We start from the raw sequence: 19748 nt of genomic DNA on the forward strand, positions 1-19748 counted from the left end.
AAAAGGCGCCTGCTCTCAGCGGACCAGCTTCGCCAACGGCCCCGCCAGGTCGCCCCGGGAACCGACCGTTACGCCCGACAGCCCCAGCCACTCCGCCATGTGCTTCAACTCCGCCGCCAGCTCCGGGAGCACCCGGGCCACGTCCGCCCCCTCCTCGGCGAACGCTCCCTGTACCCGCAGCACCCCGGCCGCGCGGTCGGACTTCAGATCCACCCGGGCCACCAACGAACCGTCCAGCAGGAACGGGAACACGTAGTACCCGTACACCCGCTTCGGCTCCGGGACGTAGATCTCGATCCGGTAGTGGAACCCGAACAGCCTCTCCGTCCGGGCCCGCTCCCAGATCAACGGGTCGAACGGGCACAGCAACGCCCGGCCCGTCACCGCCCGTGGCGTTCGAGCAGAGGCGTGCCGGTAGGCGACCTGCTTCCAGCCGCGCACCTCGAGCGGCTCCAGCTCGCCGGACTCCACCAGCTCCGCCACCGCCTGGCGGGCCGGGGCCGGGCCCAGGCGGTAGTAGTCGCGCAGGTCCGTCTCCGTCGCCACGCCCAAGGCCCGGGCCGACCGGGCGATCAGGCCGCGCGCGCCCTCCTCCGCGGACACCGATCGCGACAGGATCTCCGGCGGGACCACCCGCTCGGTGAGGTCGTACAGGCGCTCGAAGGAACGCCGGGTGCCCGTGGTCAGCTGGCCGATGCCGAACAAGTACTCGCAGACGCGCTTGACCTCCGACCGCTCCCACCACGAGCCCGGCCCGCGGCGCCCGGCGTCGGCCGCCACCGCTCGCTCGATGCCGCCCGCGCCGATCGGGCCCAGCTCCTTCACCACCGACAGGATCTCGTCGACCAGGCCCGGGGACTTCTCGATCAACGACCCGTAGTGCCGCCACCAGCCGTCGCGTTTGGCGCCCGAACGGATCAGGGGCCAGTCCTCGATCGGCAGCAGGCTCGCCTCGTGCGCCCACGTCTCCACCAGCAGGCGCGGGCGGCGCGACGAGTGCGCCCACGCCGCTTCGTCGAGCAACGCCGGGTCGTACGCGCCCAGCCGCGAGAACACCGGCATGTAGTGCGCCCGGACCGCGACGTTCACCGAGTCCAGCTGCAGCAGCTGGACCCGGGACAACACCCGTTTCAGGTGCTGCCGCGAGGGCACGCCGGACGGACGCGGGTCGCTGAAGCCCTGTGCGGCCAGGAACGTCTTCCGGGCCGTCGAGACGCTGATTGTTCGCATGGTGAGCTCATGGTGCCACCCACCACCGACAAAAACCGGCACCGCTATCTCCATCCATGCCCCCACCACCGCCCTCAACGGAGGAGCTGCGCTCCGCTGTACTAATTTCAGCGACATGAGCGACGCCGCCGTCCGTCCCGCCGACCTGTCCGACGCCGCGGAGATCGCCCGCATCCAGCGCGACACCTGGCACGCGGCCTACGAGGACCTGCTCGGGAAGCAGGCCCTCGCGCAGCTGGACGCCACCGACCTCGCCGGCACCTGGACCGAGACCATCGACTACCCCGGCAGCCTCGTCTACGTCGCCACCGAGGGCGAGTTCACCGTCGGCTTCTGCGTCGCCGGCCGCGCGCCCGAAGACGAGGTCGCCCAGGCCGACGGAAGCCTGCCCGAGGACGCCGGGACGACCGGCCTGATCGCCACCCTGCTCGTCGAGCCGCGCTGGGGCCGCCGCGGGCACGCCGGACGGCTACTGGCGACGGCCGCCGCGGGACTGCGGGCCGACGGTGCCTCCCGCGGCATCGCCTGGGTCGCCCAGGGCGACCACGCCACCCTCGGCTTCTACCGCCGGGCCGGCTGGAACCCCGACGGCACCGTCCGCACCCTCGACACCGGCGAGCGCATCCTCCGCGAGGTCCGGCTCACCGGCACCCTCGACCTCTCCCTGAGCTGAGTCCCGGAAGATCACCCACCGCATCACGGCGTACATGAAGACGCCTTCGCACGCGCCCGCGAGCAGCCGCGAGACGTGGTATTCGACGCCCAGCGCGGTCAGCCCCGCACCCACCCCCAACAGGAACGCGGCGTAATTGACCGCGATCGCCACCAGGTAAAGCGCCAGCTGGATGCCGACGGCGGCGTGCGAATGGAAGTTGAACGTCCGGTTCAGCGCGAAGCTCAGCCCGAACGCGCAGGCGTAAGCCAGCGTGATCGCCAGCCACACCGGCCAGCCGAGCAGCCCGTGGAACGCGGTCAGCAGCGCGAGGTCGACGCCGAAGGTGAACCCGTTGATGAGGCAGAACCCGAGGAACGTCGGCGCCACGACCCGCGACAGACCCAGCGGCAGCACCCGCACGACGGCCTGGCAGAGAGCGCCGAACCGGTCAGCGGGCGTACGGGGTTGTTCGGCGGCCACGCGGCCAGTCTTCCGGCGGAGGGTGACGGGAAGCCGTCCGGCAGGTGATCTTCTGGTGCCGGCCACCGGCCGAAGAGGGGGGTTAACCCCCGTGCGCGGAGATTTCGAACTGATAACTTGGAAGAACGCGAGAGCTTTTCAGGAGGTGACACGATGAGCTGGATCCTGCTGACGCTGGGCGTCGCGTTCGGTTCGGCCATCGTGCCGCTGGTCAACGCCGAGATCTTCCTGATCGGGCTGTGCGCCAGTCAGCCGGGGCTGCACTGGCTGTGGCTCGGGGCGGCGGTGGCGGTCGGGCAGATCGCCGGGAAGACGCTGTACTACCTGGCCGCCCGCGGGACGATCAAGCTGCCGAAGCCCCTGCACGACCGGCTGCACCGGGAACGCCCGATGACACCCCGCCGCGTGCGCTGGCAGCTGCGGACCAAGCGGATCCGGGGATGGGTCGACCGCCTGCGCGAGCGCTGCCACCGGCACCCGCACTGGATGGCCGGGACCTACGGGGTGAGTTCCCTCGTCGGCCTGCCCCCGTTCATGGCGACGAGCGTGCTGGCCGGGCTGGTCCGGATGCGGCTCGCGACCTTCCTGACGACGGGCTTGGCCGGAAGGTGGATCCGCTTCAGTTTGATCGCGGCTTCACCGGCGGTGTTCGCGGGCTGGCTGCACCACTGAGCAGAGGGCGGCCCAAGCGGCACGCGAGACGGTGAGCTGGCCCAGGTGACGGGCCTTCGTGTCCCGCACCCCCACGGATTCGGCTAGGTAAATCTCAACGCACTCGCCCTCAGTCGCGCTGTAGCTCGACTTACGCCAGGTGAACACGTTGCCCCCTATCGCGCCGCCTCCCGAAGCAGGGCTTGCGAGGCGTCTTCGGCCAATGCCTTGTCCGATAACAGCTTTACCAGCTTCCGGTAGGCGGCGGTAGCGTCCAACTCGTTGACGAAGGCGCTCGCGTGGTGGTGCTCCAGATAAACGATCGTCGGGTCGCTCGGGAAGTCATAGAGGGTGAACATGCCGATCTTGCCCGGGTGGTAGCCCACTCCCGCAGGCACAATGCGCACTGAAATATTGGCTCTGACCGCCGAGGTGAGCAGATGGTCGACCTGGTCGGACATGATGGCCGCATCACCGACCACCTCGCGAATCGCCAACTCGGAAATGATCACCCTCAGCCGTACGGGGTCGTACCCGGAGAGAATCCGCTGCCGCTTCAAGCGCGCCACCAGCCGGGCATCCGCATGCTCCGGCTTGATGTCGGAGGCGGTCAATTGCGCCCGCGCGTAGTCGGGGGTCTGCAACAACCCCGGGATGATCAGCGGGGACCAGTTGGTGATCAGGCTCGCCGACCGCTCGCACTGCATCACTCCGGTCAGTGCTGCGGGCAGGTCGGAGGGGTTGGAGTCCAGCCAGTTGGGCTGCTTCACGTGCTGCGCCAAGGCCAGGATCCGGTTCGTGACCACCCGATCCACGCGCAGGTAACCGAGGATCCGGGCCACCTCCTCGACCGGCGGCACCCGGATCCCCAGTTCCCACTGCGACAGCAGCCGCGGATCCACTTCCAGGGCCCGGGCCAGCTCGCGCAACCCGAACTTCCGCGCTTCGCGCACTTCGCGCAGCGACGCGGACAAAGCCCGTGAACCAGGAGAAGACGAAGTCGGTTTCATGCGGGCGATGCTACGAAACCCCGTGATTTCCCGAACGAACGACAACTGTCAGCGAATTGCCACACCCGCGGAACTCGGCGAAACTCAGCGGTCCGCGGCTTCCAATTCCACGGCCTTCTTCATCGTCTCGCGCGCCCGGCGCCGGTCGCCCGCGATGTCGTACGCGTACGCGAGCTTGTACCAGACGCGCCAGTTGCCCTGGTCGGCCTCGACCTCCGCGCGGCGCTGTTCGAACCACGCGTCGGCCGCGTCACGGTCCACCCGGCCCGAAGGCCGGCGCGGGAGGTCCGAGACGTCCGGGAGCGCGCCCTCGGCGTCCAACCGGCGGGACAGGCGCTGGACCTGCAGGCCGTTGCGCCAGGTCGTCACGACGACCCAGACGCCCAGCACCGGCAGCAGCAGCACGCCCGCGCCGAGGGCGATACCGACGCCCGTTCCCGTCTTGAACAGGGCGAAGGCCCTGTCGGCCAGCAGGAACAGGTACACGACCAGCGCCGCCGTCAGCAGCAGCGCCACATTGCGAGCTTTCACAGGTCGAGGACGTTCTCCAGGCCGACCGTCAGGCCGGGACGCTTCAGCACCTCACGCACGCCGAGCAGCACGCCCGGCATGAAGGACGTCCGGTCGAGGGAGTCGTGGCGGATCGTCAGGGTCTCCCCCTCGCCGCCGAACAGGATCTCCTCGTGCGCGACCAGGCCCGGCAGGCGGACCGAATGCACGCGGACCTCCTCGACCGTCGCGCCGCGGGCGCCGTCCAGCTCCGACGTCGTCGCGTCCGGACCCGGGGCCACGCCGGCTTCCGCGCGCGCGGCGGCGATCATCCGGGCGGTGTGCGCGGCGGTGCCCGAAGGCGCGTCGGCCTTGCGGTTGTGGTGCAGTTCGATGATCTCGGCCGAGGCGTAGAACTTCGCCGCCTGGGCCGCGAACCGCATCGCAAGAACCGCGCCAAGCGCGAAGTTCGGCGCGATCAGCACACCCAGCGACGGCTTCGGCTCCAGCAACGCGCGCAGGTCGGCCAGCCGGGAGTCGCTGAAGCCCGTCGTGCCGACGACCGCGTGGATGTCGTGCTCGACCAGGTACTCGAGGTTGCCCATCACCGCGTCGGGATGGGTGAAGTCGACGACCACCTGGGCGTCGGCCAGCGCCGCGAAGTCGTCGCCCGCGTCCAATGCCGCGACGAGCTTCAGGTCCGAAGCGCCTTCGACGGCGTTCACCACCGTCGCACCCATGCGGCCGCGCGCGCCGAGCACACCGACGTTGATGGTCATGAAGCGATCACCTCGTGCAGGTCGTCAGGAAGGTCGTCGGCGTGAGCGTACGGCCCGACGACCGCCGCCGCCGAGACACCACCGGGCCGGGCGAACAAAGTGCGAGCGAGCGCACACACGTCCTCGGTGGTGACGGCGTCGATGCGCGCGATCGTGTCGTCGACGCCCAAGTAGCGGCCGTAGTTGAGCTCGTTCTTGCCGATCCGCGACATCCGCGACGACGTGTCCTCCAGACCCAGCACGAGCCCGCCGCGCAGCTGGCCCTTGGCGCGGGCCACCTCGGCGTCGGTCAGGCCGTCGACGCCGACCTTGTCGAGCACCTCGCGGATGACACCGGCGACGTCGCCGAGCTTCTCCGGCTGGCAGCCCGCGTACACCGCCATGTGCCCGGTGTCGGCGTAGCTCGCGACCGACGAGTACACCTGGTACGCCAGCCCGCGCTGCTCGCGGATCTCCTGGAACAGCCGGGAGCTCATCCCGCCGCCGAGGGCCGCGTTGAGCACCGACAGCGCGAAGCGACGATCGTCGTGGCGCGACAGCGACCGCAGGCCCAGCATGACGTGCGCCTGCTCGGTGTCGTCGGTGTGCAGGGCCAGCTTCGGCACGGTCTTGATCCGGGCCCGGCCTTCGCGCGGCGCGATCGGCGTGGCGGTGCCGGTCAGTCGCTCGCCGAGGGCCTTGCGGACCAGCCGCAGCACCTGGCTGTGGTCGATGTTGCCGGCCACGGACAGGACCATCCGCGGCAGCGTGTACCGGCGCTTGTAGAAGTTCCGCAGGGCGGCCGGGGCCATTTCCACGATCGACTTCTCGGTGCCGAGCACCGGGCGGCCGAGCGGGTGGTCGCCGAGGATGGCCGTCACGAACGTCTCGTGCAGCAGGTCCTCGGGGTCGTCGTCGCGCATCGAAATCTCTTCGAGGACGACGCTGCGCTCCATGTCCATGTCGCGGTCGGTGCACAGCGCGTCGAACACGACGTCGGTGACCAGGTCCATGGCGAGCGGGAGGTCGGCGTCGAGCACCTGCGCGTAGTAGCAGGTGTGCTCCTTGGCCGTGAAGGCGTTGAACTCGCCGCCGACCGCGTCGATCTCCTCGGCGATCTGGGTGGCGTCGCGGTGCTTCGTGCCCTTGAACAGCAGGTGTTCGAGGTAGTGCGCGGCGCCGGCGACGGCGGCCGGCTCGTCGCGGGAGCCGATGCCGACCCACAGCCCGACCGTGGCCGACCGGGACGCGGGGACGTGCTCGGTGATCACGCGCAGGCCGCCCGGCAGGACGCTGCGCTTGACGACCGCACCGTCCGGAGTGGACTCCAGCGTGCGGGTGGTGCCGACGGGCTGCTCGTGCCCGGAAACCTGCCGTGCCATGGGTTCCTTACTCACGATGCCGCGAAGGCCTCCTCACCGGACGCGGCGAGGAGGCCTTCGACGGAACGGGTGTTACTTGGCGTCGGCCTTCTCGGCGTCGGCGGCGGGCGCGTCACCCTCGGCGGGCTTGGCGGCCTCGTCTTCCTTGACGACGATCAGGCTGATCTTGCCGCGGTTGTCGATGTCGGCGATCTCGACGCGGAGCTTGTCGCCCACGTTGACCACGTCCTCGACCTTGTTGATCCGCTTGCCGTTGCCCAGCTTGGAGATGTGCACCAGGCCGTCCTTGCCCGGCAGCAGCGAGACGAACGCGCCGAACGCGGCCGTCTTCACCACGGTGCCGAGGAAGCGCTCGCCGACCTTGGGCAGCTGCGGGTTGGCGATGGCGTTGATCAGGTCGATCGCCGCCTCCGCCGACGGGCCGTCGGCCGCGCCCACGTAGATCGTGCCGTCGTCCTCGATGGAGATGTCGGCACCGGTCTGCTCGGTGATCGAGTTGATCATCTTGCCCTTCGGGCCGATGACCTCGCCGATCTTGTCGACCGGGATCTTCACCGAGGTGACGCGCGGCGAGTACGGGCTCATCTCGTCCGGGCTGTCGATCGCCTCGGCGATGACCTCCAGGATGGTGAGACGGGCGTCCTTCGCCTGCTTCAGCGCGGCCGCGAGGACCTCCGACGGGATGCCGTCGAGCTTCGTGTCGAGCTGCAGCGCGGTGATGATGTCCTTGGTGCCGGCGACCTTGAAGTCCATGTCGCCCAGCGCGTCCTCGGCGCCGAGGATGTCGGTGAGCGCGACGTAGCGCGTCTCGCCGTCGACCTCGTCCGAGACCAGGCCCATCGCGATGCCCGCGACCGGCGCCTTCAGCGGCACACCGGCGTTGTACAGCGCCATGGTGGACGCGCAGACCGAGCCCATCGAGGTCGAGCCGTTGGAGCCCAGCGCCTCGGAGACCTGGCGGATCGCGTACGGGAACTCGTCACGCTTGGGCAGCACCGGCACCAGGGCGCGCTCGGCGAGCATGCCGTGGCCGATCTCGCGCCGCTTCGGCGAACCGACGCGGCCGGTCTCGCCGGTGGAGAACGGCGGGAAGTTGTAGTGGTGCATGTAGCGCTTGTGCGTCTCCGGGGACAGCGAGTCGATCTGCTGCTCCAGGCGCAGCATGTTCAGCGTGGTGACACCCAGGATCTGGGTCTCGCCGCGCTCGAACAGCGCCGAACCGTGTGCCCGCGGGATCACGGCGACCTCGGCCGAAAGCGACCGGATGTCGGTGAGGCCGCGGCCGTCCATGCGGATCTTCTCCGTGAGGACGCGCTGGCGCATGATCTTCTTCGTCAGGGCCTTGAACGCCCCGCCGATCTCCTTGTCGCGGCCCTCGAAGGCCTCGCCCTCGCCCAGGCCGATCTTCTCCAGCACGGCGGCCTTGACCTCGTCGGTCGCGGCGTCGCGGTCCTGCTTGCCCGGGATCTGCAGCGCGCGGGCCAGGTCGTCGGTGGCGATCGCCGCGACGGCGTCGTAGACGTCCTGCTCGTAGGCCAGGAAGACCGGGAACTCACCGGTCGGCTTGGCGGCGACGTCGGCCAGCTTCTGCTGGGCCTCGCACAGCACCTTGATGAACGGCTTCGCGGCTTCGAGACCGGCGGCGACCGCGGCCTCGTCCGGCGCCTTGCCGCCGGCGGCGATCAGGTCGAGCGTGTTCTCGGTGCCCTCGGCCTCGACCATCATGATCGCGACGTCTTCACCGACGATGCGGCCGGCGACGACCATGTTGAAGGTCGCCTTCTCCAGCTGCGACCAGGTCGGGAACGCGACCCACTGGTCTTCGATCAGCGCGACGCGGACGCCACCGACCGGGCCGGAGAACGGCAGGCCGGCGATCTGGGTCGACGCCGACGCGGCGTTGATGGCCAGCACGTCGTACGGGTCGTCCGGGTTGAGGCTCTGGACGGTGATGACGACCTGGATCTCGTTGCGGAGACCGTCGGTGAACGACGGGCGCAGCGGCCGGTCGATCAGGCGGCAGGTCAGGATGGCGTCGGTCGAGGGGCGGCCCTCGCGACGGAAGAACGCGCCCGGGATGCGGCCGGCCGCGTACATGCGCTCCTCGACGTCCACCGTCAGGGGGAAGAAGTCGAAGTGGTCCTTCGGGTGCTTCGACGCGGTCGTCGCGGAGAGCAGCATGGTCTCTTCGTCGAGGTACGCGACCACGGCGCCGGCGGCCTGCTTGGCCAGGCGGCCGGTCTCGAAGCGGACGGTGCGGGTGCCGAACCGGCCGTTGTCGATGACGGCTTCGGTCTCGTGCACGGTGACTCCGGTGGAGTCGGTCATATGGTGTTTCTCCTCTTTAGTTCCTTCTACTGGCGCAAGTCTCCCATCCTGGGACCCGTTTCGCCTGAGGACGCTCGAGGAATGAGGCCGGTCTTCGATCGAAGCTCCCGGGACGCTGCCCGGGAACCACTACCGAGGACCGGCGGACGGACCCTCGTGCGCGCTCGCGCCGTGTGGTGACGAGGGGGAGCGACCGCGCGGTCACTCCCCCTCGGGTAAAGCTATCGGCGCAGGCCGAGGCGCTGGATCAGCGCACGGTAACGCTCGATGTCCACCTTCATCACGTAGTTCAGCAGCCGGCGGCGACGGCCGACCAGCAGCAGGAGCCCGCGACGCGAGTGGTGGTCGTGCTTGTGAGCCTTGAGGTGCTCGGTGAGGCCGACGATGCGCTTGGTGAGCAGCGCCACCTGGGCCTCGGGGGATCCGGTGTCCGAGTCGTGCACGCCGTACTCGGCCAGGATCGACTTCTTCTCTTCGGTGGACAGCGCCACTTGTGTTGCTCCTCGAAATAATCAGTGCCGTGCGGCCCCGGACGTGGATGCACGCCGGGAAGACGGTCACGGCCGCCACGGACTGCAGCCGGACCCGACCATGACGTTAGCATTTGGCTAACGTGCGCCTCTGAGCAGGACCTTCAGTCGCGGTTCAGCTCGAAGACGCGGGCCACGGAATATCGGGGACCACCCGGCTCGCGCTCGCTGGTCATCAGCACCACTTCCGCCGCCTGCCAGCGCCGGCTCGTGAAACCCGCGAGCTTCTCGGTCCAACGCGCGGCGAGCCCCGGTTCTTCCCGGGGGAACCGCGCCAGTGTCAGGTGGGCCCGGTAGGGCCTCGGTTCGGCGCCGGCGCCCGCGGCGTGCGCGAGCGGCGTCAGCTCCGTTCCCGCGACAGTCAACCACAGCACCCCGGGGAACGTCGCGGCCTTTTCCAGCCGGACGTCGACGCACCCGCGGCCGGCCAGCCGCTCGCCCAGCCAGGCGGCGCGGGTTCCGACGTCGTCCGGCCCGTAGTAGGCGAGGGTGACGTGCCAGCGCTCCGGTGGCTCCCAGCGGAGGCCGTCACCGGTCTCCCCGAGGGCCGCCGCGACCGCCTCGACGACGTCGCCGGGCGGGAGCAGCGCGCTGAACAGGACCGGCATCAGGCGCCGTTGCCCGCCCGGCGGAGCAGGTCGGCGATGGCCGGGAACTCGTCGTCGAGGCGCTTGGCGGCCTCGCCGAGGTCCTCGTCCTCGGCCACGTCACGCAGGTAGGCGAGGACCTTCTGGTCTTCGTTGATCACCGGGATGTTGTCGCGGCCGACGGTGGGGCGGGAGTCGCGGACGTCCTCCATCGCGGCGAGCATCGCTTCGCGGTTGCCGGCGGCGACCTCGGGTACCAGGATCTTGCGCTCGAGCATGATCATCCTGGCCAGCACGACCGGGTTGCCGATCTTCGCCCGCCGCCCGCTCATCACCTGGCTGAGCATGGGGGCGCTGATCCCGAGGACCTCGGCCAGGAACGCCTGCGAAACGTCGAACGCGACGACGAGCCGGCGAACGCGGTCGCCGAGCGGCTCCCCGTACCACTCGCGCTGCAACGCGATGTTCCGCTGGACGATCTTGTGGTCCTCCACCAGTTCCCTGCTCCCCTGTTTTCGCGGGCACAGCCGCGCACACCGTCCGTGAGCATCTTGCCATCGCTGCCCGGTGCGTGGACGCGGAATCCCCTATTCGTCCCCGGTCAGGGCGCCCGGGGGCAGTTCCAGTGCCTTTCTCGTCTCGACGACGTCGTCGTCGATCTGGGCGACGAGCCCGGCCGAGTCGGCGAACCGCACCTGGTCGCGCAGGCGCGTCACGAAGTCGATGGCCACGTGCTGGCCGTAGAAGTCCTCGTCGACGTCGAGGACGAAGGCCTCGACGGTCCGCTCGCGCCCGGAGAACGTCGGGTTGGTGCCGACCGACACCGCGGCGCGCAGCCGGCGTCCCGGATCGGCCGAACGGGTGAACCACGCGCTGTAGACGCCGTCGGCCGGGACGGCGGCGAAGCGCGGGGTCGACAGGTTCGCCGTCGGGTAGCCGAGCTCGTGGCCCCGGCCGTCGCCGCGGACGACGATCCCCTCGAGGCGGTGCGGGCGGCCGAGCGCTTCGGCGGCGGCGACCACGTCACCGGCGTCGATGCACGACCGCACGTAGGTGCTCGAGAAGGTGATCGCCGACTGGTCCTCTTCGGACAGTTCCTTGCCCTGCAGCTCGGCGCCGAACGCGGCGAAGCCGAACCGGCGGCCGAGGGTGCGGAGCAGCTCGACGTCGCCGGCCGCCTTGGCGCCGAAGGTGAAGTTGTCGCCGACGATCACCGCGGCCGCGTGCAGCCGGTCGACGAGCACCTCGTGCACGAACTCCTCCGGCTGCAGCCGGGACAGCTCGAGGGTGAACGGCAGCACGCAGAAGACGTCGATGCCGAGGCTTTCGACGATCTCCGCCTTCCGCCGCAACGTCGTCAGCTGCGCCGGGTGGCTGCCCGGGCGCAGCACCTCCGACGGGTGCGGGTCGAACGTCAGCATCACGCCCGGCAGGCCGCGCTCGGCGGCCGCCGCCACCGTCCGGCTGATCAGCTCCTGGTGCCCGCGGTGGACACCGTCGAACACGCCGATGGTGACCACGCACCGGCCCCAGCTGCCGGGAAGGTCCCCCAGCCCACGCCACCGAAGCACGTCACACTCCCGTCTCTCGAGCCCACCCTAGGCGGGCAGCAACACGACAACCGCGCGGGACACGCCCTGTTCGTCGGCGGCCAGGGCCAGCACCCGGCCGTCGGGACCGAAGAGCCCGTAGGTGCCCTCGATGCCGGCCGCCGGGATGCGCTGGCCGTGGCGGACCGCCTTCGCCGTCGCGGCGTCCAGGTCGCGGCGCGGGAACGCGGCGGCGACGGCGGCGTCGAGGTCGAGGCTCAGTTCGGGCTGGTCTTCGAGCTGGTCGAGGGTCCGGGCCCTGGCCAGGGTGAAGGGGCCGACGGTGGTGCGCCGCAGCGCCTTCAGGTGGCCGCCGACGCCGAGGTCGGCGCCGAGGTCGCGGGCCAGCGCGCGGACGTAGGTGCCGGAGGAGCACTCGACGACGGCGTCGACCTCGATGTGGTCGTCTTCGTGCCGGACGGCGAGGACGTCGAAGCGGTAGACGGTGACCGGGCGGGCCGGGATGACGACGTCCTCGCCGGCGCGGACGCGGGCGTAGGCGCGCTTGCCGTCGATCTTGACCGCGCTGACCGCGCTGGGGACCTGCTGGATGTCGCCGGTGAGCTTCTCGATGCCGCTGGCGATGTCGTCGTCGGTCGTCCGGTTCGTGTCCGCGGTGGTGAGGACTTCGCCCTCGGCGTCGTCGGTCGTGGTGCTGCTGCCGAGGCTCAGGGTGGCCAGGTAGGTCTTGCGGTCCAGGGCCAGGTGGCCGAGCAGCTTGGTGGCGCGCTCGATGCCGAGCACCAGCACACCGGTCGCCATCGGGTCGAGCGTGCCGGCGTGCCCGACCTTGCGGGTTCCCATGATCCGCCGGGCGCGCGCGACGACGTCGTGGGACGTCATGCCGGCGGGCTTGTCGACGATGAGGAGGCCGGGAGGCGGGGCGGGACGGCGGGGCGGTTTGGGGCTCGACACGCGGCAAACCCTAGCGGCCGCCTGTCGTGAATCGGATGACGGTCACTTTCACGTGAAAGTGCCCACCTGGGGCCGCCACTTTCACGTGAAAGTGCCGGTTGGGGCGGCCACGATGGGAGGGTGACGGAGATCGAAGTACGGGCCGCCCGGCCTGCCGAGCTGGAAGCGGTCGCCGGGCTCCGGTGGCGCTGGGTGGCCGAGCGGGACGGCCTGCCCGACGCGGGCCGCGAGGGGTTCGTGCGGGAGTTCGCCGCGTGGGCGCGGGAGAACGCGGCCACCCACCGGTGCCTCGTCGCGGTGGACGGGGGCCGCGTCCTCGGGATGGCGTTCCTGGCGATCACCGCGCGCGTGCCGACGCCGGCGGCGCTGTCCCGGGCGGCCGGGGACGTGCAGAGCGTGTACGTCGTGCCGGAGGCCCGTGACGCCGGCCTCGGCGGACGGCTGATCGACGGCGTCCTGCGGCTCGCCGGGGAGCTGGGGCTGGAGCGGGTCACCGTGCACTCGTCGCCGCGGGCGGTGCCCGCCTACGAGCGGCGCGGGTTCGCGGTGGCGCCGCAGCTGCTGCAGACGCCGGTCAGGCCGCGACGATCGGGGTCTCGGGGAGCGCCGCGTCCCAGCGGCGGCGGGTGATGCGGACCGGCAGCTGCTCGCCGCGGGCCTCGGCGAGGAACAGGTGGGTGCGGGTCCGGCGCCACCACACGAGCAGCCGGACCGTGCCGAAGGCCAGCACCGCGACCAGCGCCAGCAGGGCCAGCCGGAAGTTTCCGCCGGTGGCTTGGAGCAGCACGCCGACGGCGAGCGCGGCGATCGTCGTCGCCACGAAGCCGCCGACGTTGACCACGCCGGTGGCCGTGCCGACGCGGCTGAGCGGGTTGTAGTCGCGGGCCAGCGCGAAGCCGATCATCGACGCCGGGCCGCCGAGGGCGAGGAAGGCGAACGCGGGCACCAGCACCGGCACGGGCACCGGGCCCGGCCAGCCCAGCAGCAGCGCCCACACCACCACGGCCCCGCCGATGTAGCCGCCGACCAGCGGCATCCGCAGCGACGGGCGGCGGCCGATCAGTCCGCCCAGCAGCGGGCCGCCCGCCATCGAGCCGAAGACGAACACGGTGAGCAGCGCGCTCGCCGTCGCCTTGGCCTGCCCCTGGCCCTGGACCAGCCAGGGGACGCCCCACAGCAGCGTCAGGGCGTTCGGGGCGAACATCGTGCTGAAGTGGACCCAGAAGCCCAGGCGCGTCCCCGGCGTCCGCCAGGCCTCGGCGACCTGGTGGGCGAGCTCGCGGGGGCGGACCTCTTCGCGGACGGGCGGCCGTTCGCCCGCCGGGACGTCGCGGACGCGGAGGGCGACGACGACGGTGTAGAGGACCGTGATGGCGCCGGCCGCGAGGAAGGTGGGGGTCCAGCCGGCGCCGTCGAGCACCAGCGAGAGCGGGACGGTGGCGGCGAGGTTGCCGATGTAGCCGACGGCCGCGGTGAACGACGTCAGCAGGGCGTACTGGCGGCCCGGGAAGTGGGCCGCGACCAGGCGCAGGACGCTGACGAAGGTGAGTGCGTCGCCGAGGCCGAGGACACCGCGGGCGAGCAGGCCGAGGCCGTAGGAGTGGGCGACGCCGAGCAGGAGCTGGCCGGCGCCGAGGACCAGCACGGCGACGGTGAGGACGCGGCGGGGACCGTAGCGGTCGACCAGGACGCCGGTCGGGATCTGCATGGCGGCGTAGACGCCGACCTGCAGGACGGTGAAGGTGCCGAGCGCGGCCGCCCCGACGCCGAAGCGCTCGGCGGCCTGCAGCCCGGCGACCCCGAAGGACGTCCGGTGGAAGACGGCGAGGAGGTAGACGGTGACGGCGGCGAGCCAGATCAGCCAGGACCGGGCGGTGGCACGGCCGGGGGCGGGCACGGGTTCCTCCAGGGTAGGACGGGTTCGGGGCGCAGGACGCCCACGCTGCCGTCCCTACTACTTGTATCCCCTAAGCAACCGGAAACCATAGCCACGACCCGGGTGGTTTTCCCCACAGGTAACCCCCATCACCCGAGCTCAGCGGGGCTTCACCCGTGACTGCGCGGGCATCACGTGTGTCTGGAGGGGCATCACGCGTGTCTGGCGAGGCATCGCGGTGATGCCGCGCTGATCACGCGTGATGCCCGCCGGATCACGGGTGATGCCCCGGCAGACACGCGTGATGCCCGTCGGGGCACGTCAGGCGGGGCGGGTGGCGCCGGTTACCGCCCAGTTTCCGGAGCGCCAGCGGGCCAGGACCGCGAACAGGCGGAGGACCATGAACAGGGAGAGGCCGGTCCAGATGCCGGTGAGGCCCCAGCCGAAGCCGAGGGACGCCCAGATCAGGGGGAGGAAGCCGAGGGCGGCGCTGCCGAGGGTCGCGTTGCGGAGGAAGGCGGCGTCGCCCGCGCCCAGCAGCACGCCGTCCAGGGCGAAGACCACCCCGGCGATCGGCTGCAGGGCCACGAAGAACCACCACGCGTGCGGGATTTCCGCCAGCACCCCCGGGTCGGACGTGAACGCGTGCGGCAGCACCCACGACAGGGCCGCGAACAGCACGCCCAGGAAGCAGCCCATCAGCAGCCCGTACCCGGTGATCTGCGACGCCACCCCGCGCGCCTGCCGGGCCGCGTTCGCCCCCAGTGCCGCCCCGACCAGCGACTGCGCGGCGATCGCCACCGAGTCCAGCACCAGCGCCAGGAACGTCCACAGCTGCAGCACCACCTGGTGCGCGCCCACCGCCTCGGTCGACGTCCGGGCCGCGACGGCCGCCGCCGAGACGAAGCACGCCTGGAACGCCAGGCTCCGCAGCACCAGGTCGCGGCCGAGGCCGAGCTGGGCGCGCATTACCGCGAAGTCGGGCCGGAGCCCGGCCTTCTCGCGCACCAGCGCCACGATGAACAGCGACGCCGAAATCACCTGCGCGGCGACGTTCGCGATCGCCGAACCCTCCAGCCCCAGCCCCGCCCAGTAGACGAGCACCGGGCACAGCACGGCCGAGATGCCGTTGCCCGCGAGCACGTACCGCAACGGTTTCGCGGCGTCCTGCACCCCGCGCATCCAGCCGTTGCCGGCCATGGTGACCAGGATCAGCGGCGCCCCGAACAACGCGATCCGCAGCCACGACACGGCGGCCGAGGCGATCTCGTCACTGCCCGAGAGCACCCGCGCGACCGGCCACGCCAGCAGCTGCCCCGCGACCAGCACGAAGAGCCCGACGAACACCGCCAGCCACGTCGCCTGCACGCCTTCGCGCACCGCGTCGGCCCGGCGGCCGGCGCCGTGCAGCCGGGCGGTGCGGGACGTGGTGCCGTAGGACAGGAACGTCAGCTGGCTCGACACCTGGGCCAGCACGACGCCGCCGAGCGCGAGCCCGGCCAGCGACAGCGCGTCGAGGTGCCCGACGACGGCGGTGTCGACCAGCACGTACAACGGCTCGGCGGCCAGCACCCCCAGCGCGGGCACGGCCAAGCCGAGCACGCGCCTCGCCGGAACCCGCTCGGTCTCCTCCACGTTCACCACGAACCGGACTCTAACCGCAGCCACCGACAGTTCCGGCCGGCGGGAATCGGGGAACTTTCCGGCCCCGCCGTCCGACGCGCTACAGCAGCGGCGCCCGCTCCAAGGCCTCCCGCAGACCCGCGACGACCTCCGCGGCCGAACCCGCGATCGTGCACCCCGCGGCCTGCCAATAGCCGCCGCCAGTTCCCGCCCGCGGGAACCAGGGCACTTCCCAGCCCCGCCGTCCGACGCGCTACAGCAGCGGCGCCCGCTCCAGGACCTCCCGCAGACCCGCGACGACCTCCGCGGCCGAACCCGCGATCGTGCACCCCGCGGCCTGCCAATAGCCGCCGCCAGTTCCCGCCCGCGGGAACCAGGGCACTTCCCAGCCCCGCCGTCCGACGCGCTACAGCAGCGGCGCCCGCTCCAGGACCTCCCGCAGACCCGCGACGACCTCCGCGACCGAGCCCGCGATCGTGCACCCCGCGGCCTGCCGGTGCCCGCCGCCGCCGAACTGGGCCGCCACGGCCGAGACGTCTATTCCGGTGCTGCGCAGCGAAATCTGCCACTGCCGCGGGTGCGCCGGGTCCTGTTTGAGCACGGCGGCGACGGCCGCCTCGCGGACCGAACGGACGACGTCGATGACCGACTCGACCTCCTCGCCGCGGACCGTGCGCGCCGCTTCCACGGGTACCACCGCATACACGAACCCGCGGCCCTGGGCGGCTTCCGGCTCCAGCCGGGCCTCGCCGAGCACGGCCGAAAGCATCGGCAGCCAGGCGAACGGGCGCTCGTCGACGATCCGCCGGACGATCGCCTCCGGGTCCGCCCCCGCCTCCAGCAGCCGGGTCGCCATCCGGTGGGTTTCCGGGCTCGCCCGGCGGAACCCGCTCGTGTCGGTGACGATCCCCGCGTAGAGCCCGCGCGCGATCGGCTCGTCCAGCTCGGCGCCCAGCTCCTCCAGGACGCGGAACACGAGGACCGCGCTGGCCTCCGCGCTTTCGTCGACCACGTGGCAGGTGCCGTAGCGGGTGTTCGTCGCGTGGTGGTCGATCACCAGGACCGCGCCGGCGAGCTCGACGCGCCCGGCGAGCCGGCCGAGCCGCTTCGGCGTCGGCGTGTCGACGCAGACGAGCAGTTCCTCGGAGTCCGGGAGGGCGTCCGGGTGGGTGAGCAGGCCGTCCTCGTCGAGCCACCGCAGCGTCTCCGGGGCCTCGTCGGGCTCGCCGAAGGAGACGCGCACGCGGGCACCGCGCTGCCGCAGCGCCCGGCCGAGGGCCAGCGCGCTGCCCAAGGCGTCCGCGTCCGGCCGCACGTGGCCGAGGATCGTCACGTCACCCGCCGACGCGAGCAGTGCCGCCGCGTCCCGGATGTCCTGCACCGAAGCCGAAGTAGGGGTCACGGTGCGTCACGCTACGCTCTGCGGGATGCCTGAGTACGCGATGCTGGTCTACCCCTCGGCCAACCGGGTCTACGCCGCCTCCTCCCCCGCGCTGCTGCGCGCCGAGCTGGCGGTGTTCGGCGCGGCCATGGCGGCCGAGCTGTCCGCGATCGAGGAGGTCGAGCTCGGCGGGGTCGGCTACGTGCGCTTCACCAGTTCGGCGCCGCTGGGCGAGCGCGACCTCGCGTTGCTGTCGAACGTCTCGTCGCTGTACGCGCTGTTCGAGCTGGGTGACGGCGTCCTCCGTCCGGTGCCCGTGACGCCGCTGGCCCTGGCCGACTCGGACCTGCTGACCATCCAGAAGTACGCGGGCAAGACGAACGAGCTGTTCACCAAGCTGCTGGTGAACGTCACGCTGCTGGCGACGGCGGACCCGTTCTCGGACAAGCCGAAGTACCTGCTCGACCCGCTGTGCGGCCGCGGCACCACGCTGAACCAGGCGATGATGTACGGCCTGCACGCGACCGGCCTCGACGTCGACGCCAAGGACTTCGAGGCCTACGAGGCGTTCATCAAGACGTGGCTGCGGAACAAGCGCGTGAAGCACACCGCGGAGTCGGGTCAGCTGCGGCGCAACAAGCTCCGGCTCGGCCGGCGGCTCGACATCGAGTACGCCCTGACCAAGGAAGCGTACAAAGCGGGCGACACGCGCAAGCTCACCTACTTCAACGCCGACACCCTGACCACCGACGAGGTGCTGCGGGCGAACTCGTGCGACGTGATCGTCACCGACGCGCCCTACGGCGTTCAGCACGGCAGCCACCGCGAGGCGGGTCTGCAGCGCAGCCCGCGCGACCTGCTCGCGGCGGCCGTCCCGGTGTGGACGCGGGTGCTGAAGCCCGGCGGGGCGCTCGGGATTTCGTGGAACACGACCGTGCTGCCGCGGGAGGAACTGGTCGAGGTGCTCCGGAAGGCCGGCCTCGACGTCCGGGAGGGCGGCCCGTGGGCGGAGTTCGCCCACCGGGTCGACCAGGCCATCCTGCGCGACCTGGTCGTCGCGGCGAAACCGGCTTCCTGAAGCGGCCGTCGCTATACTCGCTCACCGTGACCGTCGAGCAACGTCCCCTGCGCGCGGACGCGCGGCGCAACCGGGAGGCACTGGTCGCGGCGGCGCGGGAAGTGTTCGGCGCCAAGGGGGTCGACGCCCCGCTCGACGAGATCGCCCGGCGCGCCGAGGTCGCCATCGGCACCCTCTACAACCGGTTCCCGACGCGGGCGGACCTCGTCGAAGCCGCGTTCCTGCCCGTGCTCGAGGAAGCAGCGGCCGTGCTGGACGAGGCCCTCGCGCTCGACGACCCGTGGGCGGGGTTCGTCCTGTTCCTCGAACGTTCGGTGCTGATGCAGGTGTCCGACCGCGGCTTCACCGAAGTGTGCTCACGGACGTTCGACCCGGACTCCGGGCTGGAGAAGGCCAAGCAGGCCAACGGTTCCCGGATGAACCGGATCATTTCGCGCGCCCAGGAGGCCGGCGCGTTGCGAGCGGACTTCCGCGGGCCCGACCTCGCGATCGTGTTCGCCGCGGCGACCGCCACCCCGGACTGGCGGCGCGCCCTCGGCATCGTCCTCGACGGGCTGCGCGCGCGATGACCTGGCTCGGGGACACCGCCACCTCGTACGACACGGTGGCCGAAAGCTACGCGGAGTTCGTGGCGGACGCGCTCGAGAAGGAGCCGTACCTGAAGGCCGCGCTGACCCTGTTCGCCGCGCAGGTCGACGGGCCGGCCGTGGACGTCGGCTGCGGCCCGGGGCACTTCACGGCGTTCCTCGCTTCGCTGGGGGTCGACGCGTCCGGCATCGACCTCTCGCCGGGGATGGTCGACCTGGCGCGCCGGTCGCACCCGGAGCTGCGGTTCGAGGTGGGGTCGATGACGGACCTGGCGCTGCCCGACGCGTCGGTCGCCGGGGTGCTGGCGTCCTGGTCGCTGATCCACGTCCCCGACGAGGCGGTGCCGGCGGCGCTGGGCCACTTCCACCGCGTGCTGCGGCCGGGTGGCCTGGCGGTGATCGGCTACCACGTCGGCGCGGGCACCCGGCTGAAGACCCAGGGCTACGGCGGGCACCCGATGCGGGTCAACGTCCACCTCCGGCAACCGTGGTGGCTGGCCCGGCGGGTGCGGGAAGCCGGGTTCACCGTGGACGCGGAATGGCTGCTGAACCCCGGGGCCGAGGTGGCGCAGGCCATTCTGTTCGCTTCGAAATAGCCG

At 71.4% G+C, this 19748-nt stretch carries 23 protein-coding genes and 1 pseudogene; 6 read left to right on the forward strand and 18 right to left on the reverse strand.

Annotation, left to right across the window (positions count from 1 at the left end):
- Positions 1–15: 15 nt before the first annotated feature.
- A complete protein-coding gene (locus DV20_RS27445) occupies positions 16–1230 on the reverse strand; it encodes a winged helix-turn-helix domain-containing protein (RefSeq protein ID WP_043785245.1) in 1215 nt (404 codons plus the stop codon).
- 115 nt (positions 1231–1345) lie between these two features.
- Between DV20_RS27445 and DV20_RS27450 the strand changes: the two genes are divergently transcribed.
- On the forward strand, positions 1346–1903 hold the full coding sequence (locus tag DV20_RS27450; RefSeq protein WP_043785247.1) for a GNAT family N-acetyltransferase: 558 nt from the start codon (positions 1346–1348) through the stop codon (positions 1901–1903).
- A 66-nt stretch (positions 1904–1969) separates the two neighbouring features.
- Here the strand turns inward: DV20_RS27450 and DV20_RS46740 are convergent.
- Positions 1970–2431: pseudogene (locus tag DV20_RS46740) on the reverse strand (GtrA family protein); the annotation flags it as partial.
- An 87-nt stretch (positions 2432–2518) separates the two neighbouring features.
- Between DV20_RS46740 and DV20_RS27455 the strand changes: the two are divergent.
- Positions 2519–3037, forward strand: coding sequence for a YqaA family protein (locus tag DV20_RS27455; RefSeq protein WP_043785248.1), 519 nt, complete (start codon positions 2519–2521; stop codon positions 3035–3037).
- Here the strand turns inward: DV20_RS27455 and DV20_RS44305 are convergent.
- The 11 genes from DV20_RS44305 to truB form a co-directional block, all read right to left on the reverse strand.
- Entirely contained in the window at positions 3002–3184 is a 183-nt protein-coding gene (locus DV20_RS44305) for a DUF397 domain-containing protein (protein ID WP_152603766.1), read from the reverse strand. The genes DV20_RS27455 and DV20_RS44305 overlap by 36 nt on opposite strands.
- A gap of 8 nt (positions 3185–3192) precedes the next feature.
- Complete coding sequence (locus tag DV20_RS27460) at positions 3193–4026, reverse strand: helix-turn-helix domain-containing protein (protein WP_167344400.1); 834 nt, start codon at positions 4024–4026, stop codon at positions 3193–3195.
- 84 nt (positions 4027–4110) lie between these two features.
- Positions 4111–4557 (reverse strand): tetratricopeptide repeat protein, encoded by a 447-nt coding sequence (locus DV20_RS27465; RefSeq protein WP_043785250.1) that lies wholly within the window; start codon positions 4555–4557, stop codon positions 4111–4113.
- A complete protein-coding gene (gene dapB / locus DV20_RS27470) occupies positions 4554–5294 on the reverse strand; it encodes a 4-hydroxy-tetrahydrodipicolinate reductase (RefSeq protein WP_043785252.1) in 741 nt (246 codons plus the stop codon). The genes DV20_RS27465 and dapB overlap by 4 nt, the downstream gene beginning before the upstream one ends.
- A complete protein-coding gene (locus DV20_RS27475) occupies positions 5291–6655 on the reverse strand; it encodes a M16 family metallopeptidase (protein ID WP_043785254.1) in 1365 nt (454 codons plus the stop codon). Before DV20_RS27475 ends, dapB begins: the two co-directional genes overlap by 4 nt.
- 72 nt (positions 6656–6727) lie before the next feature.
- Positions 6728–8983, reverse strand: coding sequence for a polyribonucleotide nucleotidyltransferase (locus DV20_RS27480; protein ID WP_043785256.1), 2256 nt, complete (start codon positions 8981–8983; stop codon positions 6728–6730).
- 221 nt (positions 8984–9204) lie between these two features.
- The gene (rpsO, locus tag DV20_RS27485; RefSeq protein WP_003084034.1) at positions 9205–9474 is read right to left on the reverse strand and encodes a 30S ribosomal protein S15; all 270 of its coding nucleotides are present in this window, start codon (positions 9472–9474) and stop codon (positions 9205–9207) included.
- A gap of 143 nt (positions 9475–9617) precedes the next feature.
- Positions 9618–10121: an RNA 2',3'-cyclic phosphodiesterase gene (gene thpR, locus DV20_RS27490; RefSeq protein WP_043785258.1), complete on the reverse strand. Its 504-nt coding sequence runs from the start codon at positions 10119–10121 to the stop codon at positions 9618–9620.
- Positions 10121–10594, reverse strand: a complete 474-nt coding sequence (locus tag DV20_RS27495; protein ID WP_043785260.1) for a helix-turn-helix domain-containing protein — start codon at positions 10592–10594, stop codon at positions 10121–10123. Before DV20_RS27495 ends, thpR begins: the two co-directional genes overlap by 1 nt.
- Before the next feature lie 93 nt (positions 10595–10687).
- Positions 10688–11671: a bifunctional riboflavin kinase/FAD synthetase gene (locus DV20_RS27500; protein ID WP_167344401.1), complete on the reverse strand. Its 984-nt coding sequence runs from the start codon at positions 11669–11671 to the stop codon at positions 10688–10690.
- A 27-nt stretch (positions 11672–11698) separates the two neighbouring features.
- Positions 11699–12604 carry a tRNA pseudouridine(55) synthase TruB gene (gene truB, locus DV20_RS27505; RefSeq protein ID WP_084093699.1) on the reverse strand — a complete coding sequence of 302 codons (906 nt, stop codon included), beginning with the start codon at positions 12602–12604 and terminating at the stop codon, positions 11699–11701.
- A 120-nt stretch (positions 12605–12724) separates the two neighbouring features.
- On the opposite strand from truB, the gene DV20_RS27510 reads away from it, so the two are divergent.
- A complete protein-coding gene (locus DV20_RS27510) occupies positions 12725–13234 on the forward strand; it encodes a GNAT family N-acetyltransferase (protein ID WP_051736145.1) in 510 nt (169 codons plus the stop codon).
- On the opposite strand, the gene DV20_RS27515 is transcribed toward DV20_RS27510, so the two are convergent.
- The 5 genes from DV20_RS27515 to DV20_RS27525 form a co-directional block, all read right to left on the reverse strand.
- Entirely contained in the window at positions 13179–14501 is a 1323-nt protein-coding gene (locus tag DV20_RS27515) for an MFS transporter (RefSeq protein ID WP_043785266.1), read from the reverse strand. The genes DV20_RS27510 and DV20_RS27515 overlap by 56 nt on opposite strands.
- A 300-nt stretch (positions 14502–14801) precedes the next feature.
- On the reverse strand, positions 14802–16121 hold the full coding sequence (locus DV20_RS27520) for an MATE family efflux transporter (protein WP_043785336.1): 1320 nt from the start codon (positions 16119–16121) through the stop codon (positions 14802–14804).
- An 82-nt stretch (positions 16122–16203) separates the two neighbouring features.
- Positions 16204–16332 (reverse strand): hypothetical protein, encoded by a 129-nt coding sequence (locus DV20_RS47045; RefSeq protein WP_268747444.1) that lies wholly within the window; start codon positions 16330–16332, stop codon positions 16204–16206.
- A gap of 24 nt (positions 16333–16356) precedes the next feature.
- A complete protein-coding gene (locus tag DV20_RS47050) occupies positions 16357–16485 on the reverse strand; it encodes a hypothetical protein (protein ID WP_268747445.1) in 129 nt (42 codons plus the stop codon).
- 24 nt (positions 16486–16509) lie between these two features.
- Positions 16510–17505 carry a DHH family phosphoesterase gene (locus DV20_RS27525; protein ID WP_043785268.1) on the reverse strand — a complete coding sequence of 332 codons (996 nt, stop codon included), beginning with the start codon at positions 17503–17505 and terminating at the stop codon, positions 16510–16512.
- Positions 17506–17530: 25 nt separating this feature from the next.
- Here DV20_RS27525 and DV20_RS27530 point away from each other — a divergent pair, with 25 nt between their 5' ends.
- From DV20_RS27530 to DV20_RS27540, 3 genes are read left to right on the forward strand one after another with little or no spacing between them, the layout of a single operon-like run.
- The gene (locus DV20_RS27530; RefSeq protein WP_200876507.1) at positions 17531–18562 is read left to right on the forward strand and encodes a TRM11 family SAM-dependent methyltransferase; all 1032 of its coding nucleotides are present in this window, start codon (positions 17531–17533) and stop codon (positions 18560–18562) included.
- A gap of 26 nt (positions 18563–18588) precedes the next feature.
- On the forward strand, positions 18589–19131 hold the full coding sequence (locus DV20_RS27535) for a TetR/AcrR family transcriptional regulator (protein ID WP_043785271.1): 543 nt from the start codon (positions 18589–18591) through the stop codon (positions 19129–19131).
- Positions 19128–19745, forward strand: coding sequence for a class I SAM-dependent DNA methyltransferase (locus tag DV20_RS27540; protein WP_043785272.1), 618 nt, complete (start codon positions 19128–19130; stop codon positions 19743–19745). The genes DV20_RS27535 and DV20_RS27540 overlap by 4 nt, the downstream gene beginning before the upstream one ends.
- Positions 19746–19748 lie beyond the last annotated feature (3 nt).

This window comes from Amycolatopsis rifamycinica (genome assembly GCF_000695625.1).
Taxonomy (GTDB): domain Bacteria; phylum Actinomycetota; class Actinomycetes; order Mycobacteriales; family Pseudonocardiaceae; genus Amycolatopsis; species Amycolatopsis rifamycinica.